This is a genomic window from Dokdonia sp. (genome assembly GCF_039945015.1).
Taxonomy (GTDB): domain Bacteria; phylum Bacteroidota; class Bacteroidia; order Flavobacteriales; family Flavobacteriaceae; genus Dokdonia.
The window spans coordinates 136099-156512 of record NZ_JBDUXP010000007.1 but is presented as its reverse complement, the minus strand read 5'-3'; the positions used below and the strand labels follow the sequence as shown (position 1 = coordinate 156512).

General features: G+C 33.9%; 24 protein-coding genes and 1 tRNA gene. 18 read left to right on the top strand and 7 right to left on the bottom strand.

From position 1 onward, the window contains the following. Nucleotides 1-7 precede the first annotated feature (7 nt). Together ABJD27_RS07385 and ABJD27_RS07380 are read right to left on the bottom strand one after the other, a co-directional pair. Nucleotides 8-1258: a hypothetical protein gene (locus ABJD27_RS07385; protein WP_348202020.1), complete on the bottom strand. Its 1251-nt coding sequence runs from the start codon at nucleotides 1256-1258 to the stop codon at nucleotides 8-10. Beyond that, complete coding sequence (locus ABJD27_RS07380) at nucleotides 1251-1976, bottom strand: type III pantothenate kinase (protein WP_348162193.1); 726 nt, start codon at nucleotides 1974-1976, stop codon at nucleotides 1251-1253. Before ABJD27_RS07380 ends, ABJD27_RS07385 begins: the two co-directional genes overlap by 8 nt. Nucleotides 1977-2325: 349 nt before the next feature. Here ABJD27_RS07380 and ABJD27_RS07375 point away from each other — a divergent pair, with 349 nt between their 5' ends. Further along, nucleotides 2326-2847 carry a hypothetical protein gene (locus ABJD27_RS07375; RefSeq protein WP_348162195.1) on the top strand — a complete coding sequence of 174 codons (522 nt, stop codon included), beginning with the start codon at nucleotides 2326-2328 and terminating at the stop codon, nucleotides 2845-2847. 67 nt (nucleotides 2848-2914) lie between these two features. Here ABJD27_RS07375 and ABJD27_RS07370 read toward each other — a convergent pair whose 3' ends face one another. Next, entirely contained in the window at nucleotides 2915-3136 is a 222-nt protein-coding gene (locus ABJD27_RS07370; protein ID WP_348162197.1) for a hypothetical protein, read from the bottom strand. Nucleotides 3137-3235: 99 nt separating this feature from the next. Further along, a tRNA-Phe gene (locus ABJD27_RS07365) sits at nucleotides 3236-3308 on the bottom strand. Nucleotides 3309-3535: 227 nt separating this feature from the next. On the opposite strand from ABJD27_RS07365, the gene ABJD27_RS07360 reads away from it, so the two are divergent. From ABJD27_RS07360 to ABJD27_RS07280, 17 genes are all read left to right on the top strand, one after another. Beyond that, complete coding sequence (locus ABJD27_RS07360) at nucleotides 3536-3871, top strand: arsenosugar biosynthesis-associated peroxidase-like protein (protein WP_348162199.1); 336 nt, start codon at nucleotides 3536-3538, stop codon at nucleotides 3869-3871. A gap of 46 nt (nucleotides 3872-3917) precedes the next feature. Beyond that, nucleotides 3918-4976 carry an arsenosugar biosynthesis radical SAM (seleno)protein ArsS gene (arsS, locus tag ABJD27_RS07355; protein ID WP_348162201.1) on the top strand — a complete coding sequence of 353 codons (1059 nt, stop codon included), beginning with the start codon at nucleotides 3918-3920 and terminating at the stop codon, nucleotides 4974-4976. 4 nt (nucleotides 4977-4980) lie between these two features. Continuing rightward, nucleotides 4981-5670 carry a DUF2064 domain-containing protein gene (locus ABJD27_RS07350; protein WP_348162203.1) on the top strand — a complete coding sequence of 230 codons (690 nt, stop codon included), beginning with the start codon at nucleotides 4981-4983 and terminating at the stop codon, nucleotides 5668-5670. A gap of 123 nt (nucleotides 5671-5793) precedes the next feature. Next, complete coding sequence (locus tag ABJD27_RS07345) at nucleotides 5794-6279, top strand: rhodanese-like domain-containing protein (RefSeq protein ID WP_348162205.1); 486 nt, start codon at nucleotides 5794-5796, stop codon at nucleotides 6277-6279. A gap of 1 nt (nucleotide 6280) precedes the next feature. Next, nucleotides 6281-6895 (top strand): TIGR04282 family arsenosugar biosynthesis glycosyltransferase, encoded by a 615-nt coding sequence (locus ABJD27_RS07340; protein ID WP_348162207.1) that lies wholly within the window; start codon nucleotides 6281-6283, stop codon nucleotides 6893-6895. Between the two features lie 19 nt (nucleotides 6896-6914). Then, nucleotides 6915-7622 (top strand): T9SS type A sorting domain-containing protein, encoded by a 708-nt coding sequence (locus ABJD27_RS07335; protein WP_348162209.1) that lies wholly within the window; start codon nucleotides 6915-6917, stop codon nucleotides 7620-7622. Nucleotides 7623-7630: 8 nt separating this feature from the next. Then, nucleotides 7631-8443 carry a purine-nucleoside phosphorylase gene (locus tag ABJD27_RS07330; protein ID WP_348162211.1) on the top strand — a complete coding sequence of 271 codons (813 nt, stop codon included), beginning with the start codon at nucleotides 7631-7633 and terminating at the stop codon, nucleotides 8441-8443. 109 nt (nucleotides 8444-8552) lie between these two features. Further along, a complete protein-coding gene (arsM, locus tag ABJD27_RS07325; protein ID WP_348162213.1) occupies nucleotides 8553-9521 on the top strand; it encodes an arsenosugar biosynthesis arsenite methyltransferase ArsM in 969 nt (322 codons plus the stop codon). Nucleotides 9522-9655: 134 nt separating this feature from the next. After that, complete coding sequence (locus ABJD27_RS07320) at nucleotides 9656-10495, top strand: phosphate ABC transporter substrate-binding protein (RefSeq protein ID WP_348162215.1); 840 nt, start codon at nucleotides 9656-9658, stop codon at nucleotides 10493-10495. After that, on the top strand, nucleotides 10479-11348 hold the full coding sequence (gene pstC, locus ABJD27_RS07315) for a phosphate ABC transporter permease subunit PstC (protein ID WP_348162217.1): 870 nt from the start codon (nucleotides 10479-10481) through the stop codon (nucleotides 11346-11348). Before ABJD27_RS07320 ends, pstC begins: the two co-directional genes overlap by 17 nt. Further along, on the top strand, nucleotides 11341-12186 hold the full coding sequence (gene pstA, locus ABJD27_RS07310; RefSeq protein WP_348162219.1) for a phosphate ABC transporter permease PstA: 846 nt from the start codon (nucleotides 11341-11343) through the stop codon (nucleotides 12184-12186). Before pstC ends, pstA begins: the two co-directional genes overlap by 8 nt. Then, nucleotides 12186-12992: a phosphate ABC transporter ATP-binding protein gene (locus ABJD27_RS07305; RefSeq protein ID WP_348162221.1), complete on the top strand. Its 807-nt coding sequence runs from the start codon at nucleotides 12186-12188 to the stop codon at nucleotides 12990-12992. Before pstA ends, ABJD27_RS07305 begins: the two co-directional genes overlap by 1 nt. Nucleotides 12993-13156: 164 nt before the next feature. Further along, entirely contained in the window at nucleotides 13157-14068 is a 912-nt protein-coding gene (locus ABJD27_RS07300) for a DUF547 domain-containing protein (RefSeq protein ID WP_348162223.1), read from the top strand. Between the two features lie 6 nt (nucleotides 14069-14074). Then, nucleotides 14075-14803, top strand: coding sequence for a TIGR04283 family arsenosugar biosynthesis glycosyltransferase (locus tag ABJD27_RS07295; RefSeq protein WP_348162225.1), 729 nt, complete (start codon nucleotides 14075-14077; stop codon nucleotides 14801-14803). Nucleotides 14804-14826: 23 nt separating this feature from the next. After that, complete coding sequence (locus ABJD27_RS07290; RefSeq protein ID WP_348162227.1) at nucleotides 14827-15942, top strand: helix-turn-helix domain-containing protein; 1116 nt, start codon at nucleotides 14827-14829, stop codon at nucleotides 15940-15942. A gap of 109 nt (nucleotides 15943-16051) precedes the next feature. Then, nucleotides 16052-16546 carry a hypothetical protein gene (locus ABJD27_RS07285; protein ID WP_348162228.1) on the top strand — a complete coding sequence of 165 codons (495 nt, stop codon included), beginning with the start codon at nucleotides 16052-16054 and terminating at the stop codon, nucleotides 16544-16546. A 2-nt stretch (nucleotides 16547-16548) separates the two neighbouring features. Beyond that, on the top strand, nucleotides 16549-17115 hold the full coding sequence (locus tag ABJD27_RS07280) for a YceI family protein (RefSeq protein ID WP_348162230.1): 567 nt from the start codon (nucleotides 16549-16551) through the stop codon (nucleotides 17113-17115). A 110-nt stretch (nucleotides 17116-17225) separates the two neighbouring features. On the opposite strand, the gene ABJD27_RS07275 is transcribed toward ABJD27_RS07280, so the two are convergent. The 3 genes from ABJD27_RS07275 to ABJD27_RS07265 all read right to left on the bottom strand — a co-directional run bounded on the left by ABJD27_RS07275 (nucleotide 17226) and on the right by ABJD27_RS07265 (nucleotide 20372). Continuing rightward, entirely contained in the window at nucleotides 17226-17741 is a 516-nt protein-coding gene (locus tag ABJD27_RS07275) for a VOC family protein (protein ID WP_348162232.1), read from the bottom strand. A gap of 14 nt (nucleotides 17742-17755) precedes the next feature. Then, nucleotides 17756-19024 carry an outer membrane protein assembly factor gene (locus ABJD27_RS07270; RefSeq protein ID WP_348162234.1) on the bottom strand — a complete coding sequence of 423 codons (1269 nt, stop codon included), beginning with the start codon at nucleotides 19022-19024 and terminating at the stop codon, nucleotides 17756-17758. Between the two features lie 73 nt (nucleotides 19025-19097). Next, nucleotides 19098-20372 carry a POTRA domain-containing protein gene (locus ABJD27_RS07265; protein ID WP_348162235.1) on the bottom strand — a complete coding sequence of 425 codons (1275 nt, stop codon included), beginning with the start codon at nucleotides 20370-20372 and terminating at the stop codon, nucleotides 19098-19100. Nucleotides 20373-20414 lie beyond the last annotated feature (42 nt).

The window sequence follows — 20414 nt, the reverse complement described above, 5'->3', positions numbered from 1 at the left end:
TGTGCTGTTAATTAAATTTAGTTTGTCGAAACCAAGTATTATCGTTGAGGGATAAGCTAATCCCCACATTAAAGAAGTTTTCTTCTACCAATCCTGAATTTGTTGTTCCGCGCTGTCCGTACTCAAAAGTAAAATTAATATTACTTAATCTTCGTCCTGCTGGCAATCCAACTCCAAAAGATATGCCAAACTCGTTTATATCTTCATTTCCTATCTCAATCCCATTCTGTTCATAACGAAAACCTGCACGGTAAGTCACTCTCTCAAAGTAACTTGTAATAGAGTTGTATTTAGGAATATAAAATCCTCCTAATCTCACTTGAGATGCATCATCAAATCGCACATCTTCTAAAACAAACCCTCTATTTGTAAACGTACTAGTTTTCTGATTTGTATACTCTGCACCTACAAACCACTTTTTAGGCTCACCAATTCCCGCCCCTAATGTAATAGATGATGGAAAATCAAAATCTGTGTCTACTACTGGTATATCTATGATATCTATATCTTGTACTAATCCCAAGTTATTAAAAATTACAGAAGATATTTGACGTTGATTTTCGGCTTTAACATCAGATGCTGGTATATACTTTACAGAAGTGCGCAATTCTAATTTCTCAGAAATCATGCGATCATATTGCGCTGCAAGCTCAAAAGTAAACCCTGATATATCAGAGCGGTTACGTTCTCGAGTAGCTAGCTCTACCTCATCTTGAGTCCGAATTGTTTCATTTTGAATATTTCCAAAGTTATAATTTACACTAGCTCCTATATATAGACCTTTACCTACATTATACCCTCCTGCTAAGAATACTCTATTCACACCTCCTCTACCAGTAAATGTATTTACAGCATCAGATGTACTATTATCTAAGTCATATCCTACCGATGTAAAAGGAACAAGTCCAAAAGTTACTCCAGCTTTTTTTGAAATCGGAAATCCGAGTGCAAGATAATCTACCGTAGTAATAGATGTATTATCCTCTACATTATCTTCCTTAAGAGTCACTTCTGAATGTCCTCCTCCTATTGTAAAAGCTACATATCTTAAGCGACCTAGCTGTGCAGGGTTTAACAAGTTAATATGCAAACTGTCGCTATATAAGCCCATACCACCCATGGCACGGCTTTCATAGCCTCCTCTAAATTGTTGTGTCCCTATCCCAAAAAATGAGTAAGGTGATACAGTCCCGCCCTCTTGTCCATAGGCATTTCCAGCGATCACGAGCACTACTGCAATAATAATTTTTTTAATCATTCGTTCGTCTTAATATATAATTTAAGCCCTCCATCAAAAAATTAGAGTGCGCAAAGATGCTATTTTTTAATCGTTTTGACAAGATTTCTGCATCTCCTCCTGTCAAAATAATTGTATCTACCCCAAAATCGCTTTTATATTGATCAATTATTCCATCAATTTCTTTGGCAATTCCTATCATAACTCCAGAATGAATTGCCGTTTCTGTTGAGTCTCCAACAATTGTTTCTGGTATTTTCATTTCCAACAAAGGTAGATTTGCTGTCAAGTTATTTAATGTTTTATATCGTAATTGAACTCCTGGAGATATAGCTCCTCCTTTATAATGCCCTTCTGCATTTATAAAATCATAGGTAATACAGGTTCCGGCATCTATTATTAACCCATTTTTTCCTGAGTACGCTTTCGCGAAAGCAGCCACCAAAGCCAGCCTATCTACTCCTAATGTCTCTGGAGTTGCATAGTCATTTACAAACGGCAAAGGAGTCTTATGGGACAACAGTATTGTAGGAAATCGAAGCTGAACAGATCTAGCCTGTTCTTGCGACAACCTCCCCACAGAAGAGATAATTGCCTTCTTTACAGGGTAGTCTGCCACAAAATCGCCTAATTTTTCTACAAATTGAAGTAAAGTAATCGTTATTTTTGCGACTATAACATCATCGTCAAAAACAGCGACCTTCACTCTAGTATTTCCTACATCTATAATAAGTTGCATACCTTATAATATGGATTCAAAAATACAAATTGAAAAATACTACCCTGTTAACAGAATCGTAAAAGACCGTACTATTTTGAAAATTGGCACGTCATTAACAAAAATAGCGGGTTGTTAACACATAAATTCATTTTTAAGAACTTCAAAACCATTTTTTAGTAAGTTTGTAAACATAAGTCGATAACTTATACAATAACAACTTGCGCATTTATTTCATCACTAGAGGGAGTTAGAGGACATTTGTTTCATAATTAAAACTCAAAACCCCTTTAAATTATGAAAAAAGTAATTCTAGTAATTGCATTTGCCCTTGCAGTTCTTGTAGGTACGACTACAAATTCAACCCCAAATGAAAGACAAATTGACAAAGACAAATACGAAGTCCCACCAAACGGATAGGAAAAAGCGTCTTATTATTGGAGGTGTGATTGCAATAATTCTTGCAATCACACCTTTTTTATTTTATCTCTACAAATACGCCCCAGACAATTCTAAAATTTGGGAAACTACTTTATTTACGATTGAAAGTAAAGGATTTAGTAACGCACAAGCATATATACATGCTCTTTACACAAAAATCACCTTTGTAATTATCACATCACTATGGTTTCTAACCTCTAAAGATTGGTGGAAATGGGCTATCTTAATTCCATTAACAATGTTTTTATTTCAGTTACTAGGAGTTATAAATTATCAGATTTCATATATCGACAATTTTGATTTTTGGTACTCCCTCCCTATTATCATGCCTATTATTGTCTTTTTAATATGGATAAGTCGCGAACTTAATAAAACGATTGGTCATCTAGATCTTAAAGATGAGATTGAAGAAGAATTAGAAAACTACAAAAAGAACAACAACGTAAACTAGTCCTATATAAAATTCATAGTACATTTATAATAACATGTAATAGAGAACTATACATACCTCTATAGAATTATTCAGATGGTCTTCCTTTAAGTCGTTTTTCTATTTTTCGTTTTTTCTCTGTAAGGCGTTTCATCATATCCATCAATTCTGGATCTTTTGTTTCCTTATAAATTTCATTAAGAGCTAGTACAAGTCGCTTTGCTTCTCTAGATGCTACCACTCTATCGCTGGTAGACATATTACTCATTTTGGCATTTTCAAAATCTACTGCTTCTTTTAAGAGATCCATATCATTCTATTAGTTAGGTTCTATAAATATAGAAAAGAAGTTGAATAAAAGAAATAATATTAAAAACAAAAAACCCGATCAAATGATCGGGTTTTTCTGTGGTACCTCCAGGAATCGAACCAGGGACACACGGATTTTCAGTCCGTTGCTCTACCAACTGAGCTAAGGTACCTCGCTAATGCGGGTGCAAATATAAAACCTTATTTAAAACTGAACAACAACTTTTTACAAAAAATAAATATAGAATTGTATTTTTATACGCAAGCCCCTAAAATCAATAACTTAAGAAGCATAATTTTCTATTTTAAAAAAAATAAAATCATTTACTTAAATTTATCGTAAGTAATTGGACAGGATTACGATTAATTATACATTAGCTTGCGTAATTACGAACGAACTATGGCAGATCAATATTATGACCCAAAAGATCTTAGAAAATTTGGTAAGATCACAGAATGGAGTGAAGAGTTAGGCACTAAGTTTTTTGACTACTATGGTAGTGTATTTGAAGAAGGAGCACTTACAGCACGTGAAAAATCACTCATTGCACTCGCAGTAGCACATACAGAGCAATGTCCATATTGTATAGATGCCTATACCAAAGATGGGTTGCAGAAAGGAATCACAAAAGAAGAGATGATGGAAGCTGTACATGTAGGAGCCGCGATAAAAAGTGGTGCCACTCTTGTACATGGAGTGATGATGATGAATAAAGTAAATAAACTAGACGGATAAATTATTCGTAAACAATATAGAGTTCACTAAGTATGTGAACACGCTTATGGGAGCAACAAAGTCACTTAAGAAAAGCGAAAACGAACTAGCAGATGCAAATCGTCAGTTAGAAATACTTTCTAATGGTATTTTCAAAAATGGAGAGTTACCAACATTTGCAAAAAAAATAAAGGAAACAAATCAGTTTCCGCTACGTCCACGTAAATTAGAAATTCTACAAATCAATGTAGGATATATGTGTAATCAAGTATGTGATCATTGCCACGTAGATGCTGGTCCAGATCGCAAAGAGATTATGACTTGGGAAACCATGGAACAATGCCTCGAAATTATACGAAATACAGGAGCGCATACCCTAGATCTTACTGGTGGTGCTCCTGAAATGAATCCAAACTTTAGACGTTTTGTAGAAGAAGCTAGTAAAGCTGGGATTAAAGATTTTATAGTACGTAGTAACCTAACCATTATAAGAGCAAATAAAAAATACTACGATCTCCCTGAATTTTTCAAAAAACACAACGTACACGTTATTTCTTCTATGCCACACTGGACAAAAGGAAAAACAGACAAACAACGTGGGGACGGTGTTTTTGATAAATCTATAAAAGCGTTACAAGAATTGAATGCGGTAGGATATGGTATGCCTGATAGTGATTTACGATTAGATCTTGTATACAATCCATCTGGAGCTTTCTTACCAGGAGATCAAGCAAGCATGGAAAAAGACTTTAAAAAAGCGTTAATAGAGGATTTTGGAATTCAGTTCCATAATTTATTTGCTATTACAAATCTTCCAATTGCGCGATTTTTAGATTACCTTATTGCCTCAGAAAATTATGAAGATTATATGTATCAACTAGTAGAGGCATATAACCCAATGGCTGTTGCAAATGTCATGTGTATAAATACGATCTCTATAAGTTGGGATGGATGGTTATATGATTGTGATTTTAATCAAATGCTAGGACTTAAGGTAAATTCGAAAGTCAAGCACATTTCTGAGTATAACGAAGAAGTTTTAAATAATCGTGATATTATTATATCACAACACTGCTATGGATGTACCGCTGGTGCAGGAAGTAGTTGTCAAGGAACTGTAGCATAAACCTGTGAATCTGCAAAAAACTGCCATATTAATATTTGCTCAATCTGCTCAAAAAGAAGCAGCAAGTAAGCCATTTAAAAATGCGGCAAAGGTGTTTACGCAGTTAAATAAACATACGATTACCACAGTAAAAAATAGCAAATTACCCTATTTTCATACTACAGAAGAAGCCCAAGTAGGTGCCACTTTTGGAGAACGATTAACAAATGCTATACAATCGGTATACGACCAAGGATATGACAATGTTATTACAATAGGTAATGACACACCTCATTTACAGACACATCACATTTTAGATACTGCAAAAAAACTAGAGAAGCATTCCCTTATTTTAGGCCCTTCTAAAGACGGAGGGTTTTATCTTATTGGATTGCATAAATCTCAGTTTAATCCTACGACATTTTTACAACTCCCGTGGCAAACTAAGACACTTGTAAAAGAACTTCTAAATACATACACAGAAGAAATTGAGCAAACACACCTACTCACAACCTTAGAAGATATTGATATCGCTATAGATATTAAAACAATCATCAAAGAACTTCGCACAATAGGGAATAGAAAACTAAGACAATTATTAGAAGCTATTATTTCTATAAACCGCATAATTAATACAAAAAGGAATCCTTTTATAGAGGCATTCTTTCAAAATCTATACTACAACAAAGGATCTCCTATATCACTTCTCACTTAAAATCACATACTTTTCACAAGTATGATTTGTTTATTCCATAAACAAATAAGGTCGGCATTACATCAATACATATATGCATTTTTTCTATAAGAAAGATTGCACAACATTAGAAGTCATCCATAGATGAGAATACTCGTTATTATATTATTTTTTACACTATCTACTGCGATAGGGCAGGAATCTATTGATCTTGTTTTAAAAGAATATAATAATCGCACTGTGCCTTATATTTCGGTAGAACAACTACATAAAAACAAAGACACCTACCTCATCTTAGACACACGTAAAAAGGAAGAATTTAACGTGAGTCATATCCCTGATGCTGTTTGGAGTGGAGAGAAGTTGGATAATTACGCTTTCGCGAAAGCGTACCCAGACAAATCACAACCTATTGTTGTGTATTGTTCGATAGGAGTGCGTTCTGAAGATTTTGGCGAAAGCCTACAACGCTTAGGATACAAAAATGTATACAATTTATATGGAAGCATTTTTATGTGGAAAGACAAAGGGAATACTGTTTTGAACAGCAAAGGAAACCCATCAGATAGTATACACGTATATAGTAAAACGTGGTCAAAATATTTAAAAACTGGCATTAAAGTATATTAACGTGAGCACAGAAAACACAAATAACTTGCTTCTTATATTCACTCGAAACCCAGAACTAGGGAAAGTAAAAACACGACTTGCAAAAGGAGTTGGGCAAGAAAATGCGCTTACAATATATAAGCAGTTATTGCAGCATACACATGATATAGTGATCCAAAATAATTGCAATAAACGAGTAGGATACTCAGTAAAAGTAAGAGATCATGACATCTGGGAATCAAGTTCTTTTGAAAAGTTTGCGCAAGAAGGAGACGATTTGGGACAACGTATGGAAGATGCATTTAAAAAAGCTTTTTTAGATGGATACAAAAAAGTAATTATTGTAGGGAGTGATCTTTATGACTTACGACCTCGTCACATAGAAGAAGCATTTACAGCATTATCTACTCACAAAGCAGTCATAGGCCCTGCCAAAGATGGAGGCTATTATTTACTCGGAATGCAGCAGCATATCCCATCTGTTTTTAAACAAAAAGAATGGGGAAGTGATACTGTTTTAGAGAGCACATTAAACGATTTAAAATCATACACAGTTCACACATTAGAAGAACTAAACGATATAGACTTTGCAGAAGATTTAAAACCTTATCCAGAGTTTAGCAAATACATTAACTAATTAAACTACAATCGCAATCATGAAAAAATTTACTATCTCCCTTTTAGTCTTTATAGGCTTAACGACAATCACTCAGGCTCAATGTTTTAGAGAAGGTGCTCTTACAGCTATAGATGACCCCACTCAATATCCAGTAGAAGGCACCGCTTCTATTCTATTTCAAACAGACGGTACAAAACAAGTTGTTTTTGCAGATGATTTTGCAACCGTACAAGGTATAGAGTTACGTGTATTCCTAACGACCACAGAACGCCTTGGTCAAGGAGGTGCAGAATTACAAGTTACTACAGAGCCTTTACAAGATGATAATGGTGGTCAAGATATGAATGATCCTATTACAGGTATGAAAGTATTTGATGTTCCAGATGGTGTTAACCTTAGTGATTATGACTATATCATTATACAGTGTGTCCAAGCAGATGTATTATGGGGGCGTGCAAGTCTGGGAGCTAATCAAGGAGCAGATTGTGATACTTTAAATACAGAAGATCACCCATTTGACGCAGTTGCTATCTCACCAAATCCTATGCAGGATCAGTTTACAATTTCTGGACTTACTACCCAAGATACAGAAATAGTCATTTTTGACATTTTAGGAAAAAGAGTATACACTCAACAAAATGTAACAAATCAAACAATCAATGTTTCTTCATTAAAAACAGGCATCTATATGATGACTATGATTTCTGGAGATCAACAAACAACAAGAAAACTGATTATTCAGTAAATCATATTATGACAAAATTCATTCAAGAGACTACAGAATACCTTCAAAAGAAAGGATTTGAGAACCCAGAGATAGGTATTATTTTAGGAACAGGACTAGGTCAGTTATTAGACAAGATTGACATCATAAAAGAAGTTAGCTACAATCACATCCCTAACTTTCCGACAGCAACAGTTGAGTTTCATAAAGGCAAACTAATTTATGGTGAATTAGAAGGAAAAAAGGTCATTGTAATGCAAGGGCGTTTTCATTTATACGAAGGATACTCATTAACAGATGTTACTTTCCCAGTAAGAATCATGCATGCTTTAGGTATTAAAAAGCTATTAGTATCAAATGCGGCTGGAGCAGTAAATCTCGACTTCAAAAAAGGAGAGTTAATGCTTATTGATGACCATATTAATTTACAAGGCGGATCGCCTCTTGCTTTTAAAGGAGTAGAAAAACTTGGTGAGCGTTTTACAGATATGAGTGCTCCTTATGACACAACAATGAATGCAACATTAGAAAGCATTGCTTCTTCAAAAGGAATTAATTTACACAAAGGAGTATATACTTCTGTTGTAGGACCTCAACTAGAGACACGTGCAGAATACAGATATCTTAAAATAATAGGTGCAGATGCCGTAGGCATGAGTACTGTACCAGAAATCATTGTTGCAAATCATTTAAATCTTCCTGTATGTGCTGTTTCTGTACTAACAGACGAGTGTGATCCTGACAATTTAAAGCCTGTAAATATTCCAGAAATTATAGCTATGGCTGGAAAAGCAGAACCTGAGATGATTACTTTATTTACAGAATTAATAAAAAAAATATAAACGAAAATTAATACGACTAAAAAGTCCAAAATTAAGTTTCACAATAAAACTAAACGAAGAATTAAAGAATTGCTATGTGTTCTTCCCTAATAAATTAAAACTAGAAAATATGAGTTACCTAGATGCAACAGTAGATGTATATAAAGAAGCAGCTTTGACACCAGATGTAGGACTTTGCTGTACAACAAACCCTATTTGGGAACTTCCTGGACTGAAAATTCCAAGAATCATGCAGGAGATGAACTATGGCTGTGGTAGTACTGTAAATGCCAGAGATCTTACCAACGAACCTAAAATGTTATATGTAGGAGTTGGTGGAGGTATGGAGCTATTACAATTTGCCTACTTTAATAGACACAAGAGCGGTGTTGTAGGAGTAGATGTTGTAGATGAAATGTTAGAAGCTTCTCGTAAAAACTTTGTTGAAGCTGAAGAATTAAACCCTTGGTTTAAAAGTGATTTTGTAGATCTAAAAAAAGGAGATGCTCTTAATCTACCTGTAGATGACAATACTATTGATGTAGCTGCTCAAAATTGCTTATTCAACATATTCAAAGCAGAAGATCTAAAAAAAGCGATTGAAGAGATGTATCGTGTTCTTAAACCACATGGTCGTTTAGTAATGAGTGACCCTACTTGTGAGCAACCTATGAATGAAGAATTACGTAACGATGATAGATTACGTGCCCTTTGTTTAAGTGGAAGCCTTCCTATTTCCGAATATGTAAAAGCACTTACGGATGTTGGATTTGGAACTATAGAGATTAGAGCCCGTAAACCATATCGTATTCTTAATCCTGGTGATTATCCTACAGATGAATTAATCTATATCGAGTCTATAGAAATTGCAGCTATCAAAGACCCTATGCCAGAAGACGGGCCTTGTATTTTTACTGGAAAAGCAGCTATTTATTATGGTAGCGAAGAATATCTTGATGACAAAAAAGGACACATCCTTCTAAAGAATCAACCCCTTGCGATTTGTGATAAAACAGCAAATGATATCGCAGCTTTAGGACGTGATGATATCTTTATCAGTGAATCTACATACCATTATGATGGTGGTGGATGCTGTTAAAATATAGCTTATCTACTATTTAGACATTCGTTAGAACAATTCTAACGAATGTCTAAATCTCTATCAATCCAATTCATCCTAAAGTAAAAATTATAAGAGTATTTAAAACACTCTTAATTAAGATATCCCTAATTATGAAGCATCTCCTCTTATTATGCGTATTTGCTATACTAGTTAGTTCTTGTTCCAATTCTAGCTCTAACACCAAAACAATAACTATTGCTGGGTCAAGTACTGTATTACCTATTATCTCAAATGCTGCAGAACTTTATAAGGAAACACACCCTGATATAAAAATTATAGTAAATGCAGGAGGATCAGGAGTCGGTGTTAATCAAGTGGGAAGTCAAAAAGTAAATATAGGCATGATCTCTAGAGACATTACTTCTAAAGAAAAAGGATTGTATCCTTCCATACTATTTAAAACTCAAGCTATTGGGAAAGATGCTGTTATACCTGCAATCTCATCTGAAATATATGATGCTGGAATCACAACTTTAACATTAGAGCAAATTGCAAAAATATATAAAGGAGAGATTACTAATTGGAGCGCTTTGCAAGGTCCAAACAAAGACATTCTTGTTATAGATAAAGAAAAGTCTAGAGGCACTCGCCATGTATTTATGGCTACTGTAATGAATAACAAAGAGGCCGACGCACCTGGCGCAGATCTTGTCTTAGGCTCAAACAACGAAGAACAAACTGCTCTTGTACAAAGTGATGCAGCCATAGGAATGCTCTCTATGGCTTGGTTAAATAATGATGTTAAAGGTACTTCTATACAAACACCAAATGGAGAGCCTGTCGCCCCAACCTTATCCAATATTATAGAAGGAAAGTTTCCTATTACAAGAGATCTAACAATCGTAACAAATGGGAACCCTACAGGGGAGGTCAAAAACTTTATAGATTTTTTACTAAGCCCCCAAGGTCAATCTATTGTAACAGATAACGGATATGTCAGTATTAAATAATAAAATAGGAAAAGGCTATGTATTACTAAGCACGTATATCTGCGTAGCCGTTACGCTTCTTATTTTTATTGTTTTATTTTCTAATAGTTATGACGCGCTACATCAAGTAGGATTAAATCTTTTTACATTAGAATGGAATCCGTCTTCTAATAAGTTTGGTGTTTTATCTATGTTATATGGAACTATAACAGTGACCTTTATTGCTCTTATAATAGCCACACCTCTAGGAATATCAGCTGCTATTTTCACATCTCAAATGACTTCTTCAAAAGGTAGAATACTTATAAAATCTACTTTAGAACTCTTAGCGAGTATTCCATCTATCATTTATGGACTTATAGGAATTGCTTTTTTCAGCACTTGGGTCGCTTCCATTTTTGATTTATCTACAGGGCGCACATTATTTACAGCAGGCATTCTACTTTCTTTTATGATATTGCCTACAATTATTACACTATGTGATGATGCGTTACATAATATTCCTAAACACTATAGTGAGGCCTCTAAAGGGTTAGGTATGTATCCTTATGAAATTATAAAGAATGTTCTCTTACCAATTGCCTCAAGAGATATTGCCGGAGCAATTTTACTGGCTCTTGGACGTGCATTAGGAGAAACTATGGCCGTTATGTTATTAATTGGGAGCATTGATAAAATCCCTGATCCATTTTACAATATTCTTTCTCCTGGTCAAACCATCACTTCCAAATTAGGAAGAGAAATCGGAGAAAGTGCCTTCGGCTCACTTCATTTTAGCGCATTAAATACTATAGGGTGTTTGCTTATGGTGCTCGTTATTATCATTACAATAACTACCCAAGTACACTTTAAAAAAGAGCGTTTATATGAATAGAAAAAATATAAATAGCATTTTTAAAATAGGCATATGGTCTGCAGTTACTATATGTTTTGGAATTCTCTTTTTCCTAATTACTGTACTCGTCGTAAAAGGAATACAGGCCATTAGTTTTGATTTCCTATTTACATCTTCTAAAAACTTTGGTGCAGAAGGAGGAATTATGTATCAAATCATAGGGAGTATTATACTTGTCATAACAGTAATAGTTTTAAGTGCTCCTGTTTCTATTGGTGTAGCCATCTACAAAAGCGAGTACATAAAGAGCTCTTTTGTTCAAAATATGACAGACACGTTAATCTATACTCTAAATGGGATCCCTTCTATTATATATGGAATATTTGGATTAATATTTTTTGTAAACATCTTAAATACGGGTATTTCTTGGTTTGTAGGAGCTATTATATTAGCCATTATGATTCTCCCAACGATTATACTCTCTACATATCAATCAATCAATAGTATTCCAAATGCATTTAGAGAAAATGCGAATGCATTAGGACTTAATAAATGGCAAGTAATTACATCTGTTCTATTACCAAGAGCATTAAATGGAGCTTTTACAGGTTCATTAATAGGTCTTGCAAGAGCCATAGGAGAGACAGCTCCTATTATGTTTATAGCCACCGCTTTTTCTGGAGTAACCATCCCAGAAAGGATACAAGAACCTATAAGCACATTACCTACACATATACTCGCTCTCGCTCAACAAGCAACAAACCCTCAAGCATTACAAAATGCATGGGGAGCAAGTCTAGTTTTAATTACACTCGTTTTCTTACTAAGTATTTCTGCCCTTGTAAGAAGAATCCAATTTTCTAAACTTAATTACTAATGGATATACAAACAATAACACATAAAAACATTCAAACAGATTTAGGCACTGTTGAAATATCTATTTCTAATTTTAGTCTTGCATTTCATGCAACCAAAATACTAAAGGATATTTCTGTTCATTTTTACAAAAACAAAGTAAATACTTTGATAGGCCCATCTGGAAGTGGCAAATCAACCTTATTAAGATGTATGAATCGCATCAATAACACTACGGAAGGGATAACAACAAAAGGCGCTATTCTATTCAACTCTAAAGATATTTTTAAAGATAATAATGATTTAAGCTATTTAAGGAAAGATATAGGAATGGTTTTTCAGCGCCCTTGCGTATTTCCAAAATCTATATTAGAAAATGTAGTATTTGGAATTCAACACCTTAAAAAACTATCCAAAACTGATAAACTAAAAATTGCCGAAAAACACTTAAAGGCGGTATCATTATGGAATGAAGTCTCCGACAGATTAAACGAGCCAGCAAGTTCTTTATCTATAGGACAACAGCAACGTCTTTGTATTGCAAGAGCTATCGCTATAGAACCTAAAGTAATCCTAATGGACGAACCTACCTCTTCATTAGATCCTATCTCTTCAAAAACCATTGAAAACCTTATACAATCTCTAAAAAAACAATATACAATTATACTTGTCACCCATAATATATCTCAAGCACAACGTATTTCTGATCAAGTAACATTTATTTGTGAAGGGAACATTATAGAAACAGGAAGTGCAGAAAAACTGTTTAATCACCCTGAAAAAATACAGACTAAAACATACCTATCTGATAACTTTTGTAATTGCTAGCAAGTTTTATGAAACAAAAGAATTATTTACAAATGTAAAGTATGGCGTAAATTTTGGACTAAACACCTGTATTAAGAATACATTATATTAAAAATAAAGCGCACATAGAGATATATAAAATCTATAAAGAAATTAATTCCAAAATGTCCCTTAAAACTAAAAACATGAAATATTATATACTAGCAATAGTCATTGTTTCAGGTATATTAACAGCTTGCGGAGGAAGTAAAAAAATAGTATCCGCTCAGCCTACTAAAGATATAGCTATCGCAGAAAAAGACATTACAGAGCGTAAAGCTCCTGAAGTCGAGACAGATATCATTGATACTCCAAATACTCCTATAGAAGAGGCAAAGGAAGAAATCGAAGAAAAAGAGATCGAAGCCTCTGTAGTAAAAGAAGAAATAGTAAAAGAAATCCTCAAACCATTAGAAGCATTTGATCACACTTCATATGGCGATCTCGTTGTAAAATATGTATCACCTGAAGGTAATGTAGACTATGATGGTTTTAAAAGAAATTGGGGGGTTTTAAGAACTTATATAAAAGCTTTAGGCGAGAATATGCCAACAGATCAATGGACTAAAGAAGATAAACTTGCCTACTGGATGAATGCTTATAATGCGATGACTGTAGATCTTATTCTACGCAACTATCCATTAGCAAGTATCAAAGACATTAAAGATCCTTGGGGGCAACGTTTCTGGAAACTTGGCCAAAAGTATTACAATCTAAACGAAATTGAACACAAAATCCTACGTAAGATGGGAGATGCTCGTATTCACTTTGGCATCAACTGTGCTTCTTTCTCTTGTCCTCCACTTCTTAATGAAGCATTTACAGCTCAGAAAGTAGACACACAATTAGATGCCCTAGCTCGTCGTTTTGTAAATGATACCGAACGCAACACAATTACAGCAAATAGTATTGAGATTTCAGAAATTTTTAATTGGTTTGCAAAAGATTTTAAAACTAACGGATCGGTTATTGATTTTTTAAATAAGTATTCTGATACCCAGATTGCTTCTAATGCAAAAAGGAGATATAAAGATTATAACTGGTCACTTAATAAATAAACATATTTGGGAACTCCCAAAATATCAATAATAATACCCACGCTCAATGAAGCCGAGAATATCACTCGGCTTTTGGAGCATCTTATCATTACAAAGGCGACGCCGACACCTATAGAAATCATCACTGTAGATGGAGGAAGCAATGATGCAACAACAGATTTGATAGACAAATATATCAAACAAAATAGTCATCATACTTCCATAAAATTCACCGCTACGTCTTCCCCAAAAGGAAGAGCTAAACAAATGAATGCTGGAGCAATCATAGCAAAGGGGGAGATTCTTTACTTTTTACATGCAGATAGTTTTCCTCCAGAAGAATACGATCAATATATTATAAACGAGGTAAACAAAGGAAATGATGCAGGATGTTTCCGAATGCGTTTTGACAGTAATCACTGGTGGTTACGACTTGCCAGTTGGCTTACTCAATTTTCTTGGAGAGCTTGTCGAGGAGGAGATCAAAGTCAGTTTATTACAAAAAAATTATTTGAAGAACTCGGGAGATTTGATGAACGCTTCATTATTTATGAAGATAATGATCTTATAAATAAACTTTACGCTAGACAAAAATTTGTAGTCATTAATAAAAAGATAACAACCTCATCTAGACGGTATAAAAATAATGGTATCTGGAAATTACAATATCATTTTTGGGCAATTTATATAAAAAAGTGGTTTGGTGCTTCTGCAGAAGAACTACACGAGTATTATAAAAAGAAGATTGCTTCTTAAACGCACTTCATTATCTTAGAGGGGTGAAATCGGTTGACCTTATCTTAATCATACTATTATCTATAGGAGCTTTTCAAGGAATTATCTATGGTGCTATTTTATGCCAAAAGAAAAGCATGCATTTTTATGCAAATCGTTTTCTAGCAGCTATTCTCTTCTTTTTTTCTTATCGCCTTATCGTAGAAACATGCAAGGTTTTCGGGTATCTTCGATATGATTTCTGGTATCAAATCCTTCTAGAATACAATTGGATTTACGGGACATTACTCTTCTTTTTTGTAAAGAGTTATGTGCAACCAGATTTTCGCTTAAAGCGAAAAGATTACATCCATTTTTTACCCGTTATCATTGAAATCATTTGGAGTTTCTTTATAAAATCACAAAATTTTTACTGGGACGGTACACGAGAGAGTTTATCCTGGTTAGGGTATTACGGATATATGGCTTGGATGTTATATCCTACCATGTATATAATCTCAAGCATGCTTCTTATTTACTACACAACGAGGGCTCAAAAGCTACTCAAACATCTTCCTCAACAAGTAAAATACCAACTCATACAAGGCAAATTAGATTGGATCAATCGTGTTGTACGAGTCATAAAGATATTTGCCATTGTGTATGTGCTAGGGATTCTCATAGATTACTTTTTCTTTAATTTCGCCAGCAATCTATTTTATGGACACCCTGTCTTTATAGGAATGGCAATTATTACCTATTGGTTAGGAATCGAAGGATTCTCTAGACGCAAGGATGAAGCTTTTAAAATTGTTCAACAGCTTTCCGATAAAGAGCAAAAACAGTTAGAAAAAATTGCTGTAGGTATTCAGAAAATAATGATAGAAGAATCTTTATATAAGGATCCCGAATTGACGTTAAGTACGCTTTCGCGAAAGCTAAAAACAAAACCTTACCTGATTACAAAATCTTTAAATACCATACTTCAAAAAAAGTTTACAGATTATGTAAATGAACTTCGCATTGAAGAAGTAAAACGAGCATTACAAGATCCTAAAAACAACAATTATACACTACTTGCTCTCGCTTATGACGCAGGTTTTAATTCAAAAGCTTCATTTAATAGAGCTGTAAAGAAAATTACCGGAAAGCCTCCTAGCTCTCTAAAATCAACACTTTAACAGGTTCAACTTTAAAATTGAGACTTCAAAAAATGTGTCATTATCAGAATTGAGACGACTCGTATCTCTTTCTTAATTCATCTTTGTATCAAACAAAAACGTACAAACGATGAAGAAGTATCTTATTATATGTCTTGTCCTATGTACCACATCTCTCTTAGCGCAAAGAGACTGGAGTGGTCCCAAAGGAAACGAACCATTGCCCGAAAAGTTACAGAACGTTAGAAGAGCAATTGACGTGATTAATTTTCCTAAAGAAAACGATCCTATAAAAATTGGAGATCGTTATTATTGGAAACATCTTACCTCCATACTTTGTAAAGAAAGTCCTGTTGAGATTATAGATTATGGAGCGTATTTATTTTATGACGGCACTTGGAATCTTAGAAAATCATATCCTCTTAAAGAATTAGACAAAACTTTTGGCTCTAAAAAACAACAATTGCTTCAAGGAACTCCATATAGTTGGACAGATAATCAGCGCATAGGTAAAAACCTATATGGAGGTTGGGCTCTATGGTACTTTATAGGTATCACAGAAGACGGAGAAACTATTTGCGGTTACGACACCATTAACACAACAACCCATCTTTTAAACAACTAATTATGAAAACATATTTCAGCATACTCTTTATAATGATTACATCCATTATCTGGAGTCAAAATACACATACACCTACTCAAGAAAGCAATACACTCACTTGGCAAGGAAAAGCAGCTTTGGGAAGCTATACACCAGAAGGTACTCTAAAAATTAAAGACATAGAGATACAAGCGACAGATTCAAAACTACAAGCGCTTACTATTGTAGTAGATATGACATCTCTATATCAAGAGAACGTACAACTCTCTGGGCATTTACGTGGTAAAGATTTTTTTCACGTAAAAAAACACAAAACAGCTGTTTTTAAACTATTAAAATCTGTAGACATAACAAGTATTGATTGTATTCTTACTGGAGCAATGACAATAAAAGGCAAAACAAATACAGAGTTAATTGAAGTACGCATTACCAAAACAGAGACTCATATTACTATAGATTTTAATCACACTATGGACCGTACTCAATATGATATCAATTATAATTCTCCTTCTATTTTTAAAAGCCTTAAAGAGAATGTTATTGCCGATAATTTTACACTGAAAGGAACATTAGTTTTTACAGAAGAATAATAGCACTAATAATTTTATCATACTATTACAAGTATAAAAAAAGTCCTCAAGCTATGTACTTGAGAACTTTTTTTTACAGAAGTGTTATCTTATAATATTATAGGTATAGATTACAAATCCCCTATCAACTCTACAAATGTACCATCAGGATCCTGTATAAGCACAAATGTTTTTCCATCTGGCAATTGTATAGGTGTTTCACCCAATGTCGGAATATTATTTTTCTTAATACGTTCTATAACCAGTGCTATATTTTTAGGAAAGATTGTAATATACTGCATCCCTGTATCATCTTGAATATGTTTTTGTTTAGGGTGTGTAGCTCCCTTCTTAAAACTCATCAATTTCCATTGTGCAGCTGTAGGGTTATCTTCTAGTTTAAGTACTGTTACATCAAAAGGCAATCCTCCTGTAAGACCAGTACTTTTTCCTATATCACCTGTAACACTAAATCCCGGTACTTCTTTCATCCCTACAACCTCAGTATAAAAAATCTTTGAAGCCTCAAGATCAGAAACAACAACACCTATACTTATTCCATTTTGCTCAAAGTCAGTCTGTGCATTTATTGTCATACCCATAGTTACAACTATTAAAAAAAGAATTGTTTTTATTACACGTCTCATATGTACTATTTTAGTTAGAAGTATTGTCCAATTCCAAAGACTAATCCGCTGGTGGCTCCTTGGGTAATACCATATCCATAATCTACTCTAAAAGTAGCATTAAAGATCTTCTTATGAATAAATCGAAAACCCACACCTGGATAAATTCGTATATTTTGATCATCTCCAAAATCTCCAAAATCTCCTCCAGGATTACGCCAACTACCTGCATCTACAAATGCGTTACTTTGAATAGCAAACCAAGTCTTATCTACAAGTGTATATCGATATTCTGTATTAAGAACAATCACGCCTGTACCGCGATCAATCGTATTTCCTACCCCTCGAACATTTAAATTATTATCTACAGAAAAAGGTGCAAAAGGAGAGTCTGCATTTGTAGCTAGACCTCCACGCAATCTACTCGCCCAATTTCCTTTTTCGCCAACTCTCAAAAAGTATTGAAAATCATTCCACCAAATCAAAAAATCGGGTAATGTCTCATTACTTGCGATGACATACTGGATATTAAATGTACTCTTAAAGCCCGAAGTATATTGATAATAGTAATCCAAATTATCATACTCATATACTCCTTTAAACAATAACTTATCTACACTTAATGCTTGAGGAACAAGATCACTAGTTGCTCCAAAAAGATATTCATAATCTTCGTTAAAAATGGTTACTCCAGTTTCTATTCTATGCTTAAAGTTAAAAGAATATAGTCCTAAGATTTCAAATGAGGTGTTATTATATTTATAGTCTGCTGTGCCTTCCTCTAGAAATACAGGTTCTTGTGTCGTTAAGCTTTGAAAATTTAAAGCTAAACCTATCTTATTATTAAATACAAAAGGAGCTCGTAGGTTAAAACCAAACGAATCAAAAGTATCTCTTTGATAAAATCCTCCAAAAGCAATATTACGACCTAAAGTATTAAACTCATACAAGCCTACTCTATAAGCAAATTCATCATCATTTGTCGTATATACATTAAGTTGAGGGTTAATCGTAAAATTCTCTTCTATATTATAAAAGACATTATAACTATTAGTCTCATTAGAGTAAAAAACTTGATAATATGCATGAGAGACTGCTGGTAACCTTTTTAATCTAATAATATCGTGATCTAAAACTGTAGAATCTAGAACTTGCCCTTGTTTGGCATCACTTATTAATCTAACAAAAGAACTCTTAAGGCGCTTATTACCTTGCACTTTTACATCTTCTATATATTGCTCCTGAGCATATCCTTGTAAAGACAAGGATAGAAGAAAGAGTAATAGTATCGATTTTTTAAGCATTATCCTTTATAATCAGAATACGTAAATATAATTAGTTCAAACGCTAAAACTAGTATTATTGCAGTGTTTATCTTTAAAAAAACTGTCCAATCCCAAAAACAAGTCCACTTGTTTCATTTTCTCCGATACCAAAGCCATAATCCAATCTAATGACCGCATTAAAAATACGCTTATGTATAAAACGCACTCCTAGTCCTGGGTTAACACGAATCGTACTCCCATCAAAGAGTTGATTGACATCATTTCCTGGAGTACGCCAAGACCCTGCATCTATAAAAGCATTACTCTGTATTACAAACCAGCCTTTTTCTAAAAGTGTATGCCTATACTCGGTATTAATAACGACAGAAGCCGTCCCACGATCTACAGTATTTCCTACCCCTCTAATATTAATTTGATTATCCAATGCAAAAGGCGCAAAAGGAGAATCCTCATTTGTGGTATAAGACAAACGCAATCTATTTGCCAAATTTCCTCGCTCTCCAATTCTAAAAAAATACTCAAGATCATTTGTTCCTACAAAAGCATCTTCTAAGAATTCTTCACCTCCAGAATTAAATATATACTGAGCATTTGCTTGATTTCTAAAACCTGAAACATATTGATATTCTATATCCAGATCATTATATTCATACTCACTTATAATCCCTACACTATTTGCTTCTAATTGATCTGGCAATCCAAGATCTGGTTGATCTGGTTCTACTAAATAATCTTGACTTCCTACCGAAAACCCCAACTCTACTCTATTATGAAAATCAAACTCATAAATAAGACTTGCTTGAAATGCTTTATTTTGGAATCTAAAATCTTCAGAAGTTGAGTCATCATTTACAAAAATAGGTTCAAAAGTGACATTATCTTGATAGTTAATTCCTAACCCTAATTTATTTGTAAACAAAAAAGGTGCTTCCCAAAATATACCATAAGAATCAAAAACATCTCTAGAATAAAACCCTCCAATAATCTGTCCTCGTCCAAACAAATTAAACTCAAAAGCCGAAACCCGAAAAGCAACATCTTCATCGTTATTTGCTTGAGAAATTCGTATTCCAGGAATTATAGTAAAGTTTTCTACAATAGTATACGTAAGGTTATAATCTGTTTCGGAGTTTTTGACAATCGTTGACGTCGCATTGGCAACCCCAGCAAGTCTATTAAGGCGCTCTACATCTGTAGCCACTTTTAAGGAGTCATAAACGCTTCCAGGTTTTACTTTGACAAGTCGTTTTATAAAAGATTCTTTAGTACGTTTAAGTCCGTTTATTTCAATTTTCGTAATAATTGCTTCTTGAGATATTGCAAAAGAAGAGACCATTAAAACCAGCAAGAAGATGGTTTTTCTCATATCAATTTCGATTTTTGTAGTTTTTAGGATTTAGACGAAATA

Coding starts and splice junctions, on each gene's coding strand:
- ABJD27_RS07345 (WP_348162205.1), top strand. CDS start 5,794: ATGAGAATACTCGTTATTATATTATTTTTTACACTATCTACTGCGATA.
- ABJD27_RS07280 (WP_348162230.1), top strand. CDS start 16,549: ATGAAAACATATTTCAGCATACTCTTTATAATGATTACATCCATTATC.
- ABJD27_RS07330 (WP_348162211.1), top strand. CDS start 7,631: ATGACAAAATTCATTCAAGAGACTACAGAATACCTTCAAAAGAAAGGA.
- ABJD27_RS07370 (WP_348162197.1), bottom strand. CDS start 3,136: ATGGATCTCTTAAAAGAAGCAGTAGATTTTGAAAATGCCAAAATGAGT.
- ABJD27_RS07320 (WP_348162215.1), top strand. CDS start 9,656: ATGAAGCATCTCCTCTTATTATGCGTATTTGCTATACTAGTTAGTTCT.
- ABJD27_RS07380 (WP_348162193.1), bottom strand. CDS start 1,976: ATGCAACTTATTATAGATGTAGGAAATACTAGAGTGAAGGTCGCTGTT.
- pstA (WP_348162219.1), top strand. CDS start 11,341: ATGAATAGAAAAAATATAAATAGCATTTTTAAAATAGGCATATGGTCT.
- ABJD27_RS07265 (WP_348162235.1), bottom strand. CDS start 20,372: ATGAGAAAAACCATCTTCTTGCTGGTTTTAATGGTCTCTTCTTTTGCA.
- ABJD27_RS07375 (WP_348162195.1), top strand. CDS start 2,326: ATGAAAGACAAATTGACAAAGACAAATACGAAGTCCCACCAAACGGAT.
- ABJD27_RS07275 (WP_348162232.1), bottom strand. CDS start 17,741: ATGAGACGTGTAATAAAAACAATTCTTTTTTTAATAGTTGTAACTATG.
- arsM (WP_348162213.1), top strand. CDS start 8,553: ATGAGTTACCTAGATGCAACAGTAGATGTATATAAAGAAGCAGCTTTG.
- ABJD27_RS07385 (WP_348202020.1), bottom strand. CDS start 1,258: ATGATTAAAAAAATTATTATTGCAGTAGTGCTCGTGATCGCTGGAAAT.
- ABJD27_RS07335 (WP_348162209.1), top strand. CDS start 6,915: ATGAAAAAATTTACTATCTCCCTTTTAGTCTTTATAGGCTTAACGACA.
- ABJD27_RS07270 (WP_348162234.1), bottom strand. CDS start 19,024: ATGCTTAAAAAATCGATACTATTACTCTTTCTTCTATCCTTGTCTTTA.
- pstC (WP_348162217.1), top strand. CDS start 10,479: ATGTCAGTATTAAATAATAAAATAGGAAAAGGCTATGTATTACTAAGC.
- ABJD27_RS07305 (WP_348162221.1), top strand. CDS start 12,186: ATGGATATACAAACAATAACACATAAAAACATTCAAACAGATTTAGGC.
- ABJD27_RS07360 (WP_348162199.1), top strand. CDS start 3,536: ATGGCAGATCAATATTATGACCCAAAAGATCTTAGAAAATTTGGTAAG.
- ABJD27_RS07300 (WP_348162223.1), top strand. CDS start 13,157: ATGAAATATTATATACTAGCAATAGTCATTGTTTCAGGTATATTAACA.
- ABJD27_RS07285 (WP_348162228.1), top strand. CDS start 16,052: ATGAAGAAGTATCTTATTATATGTCTTGTCCTATGTACCACATCTCTC.
- arsS (WP_348162201.1), top strand. CDS start 3,918: ATGGGAGCAACAAAGTCACTTAAGAAAAGCGAAAACGAACTAGCAGAT.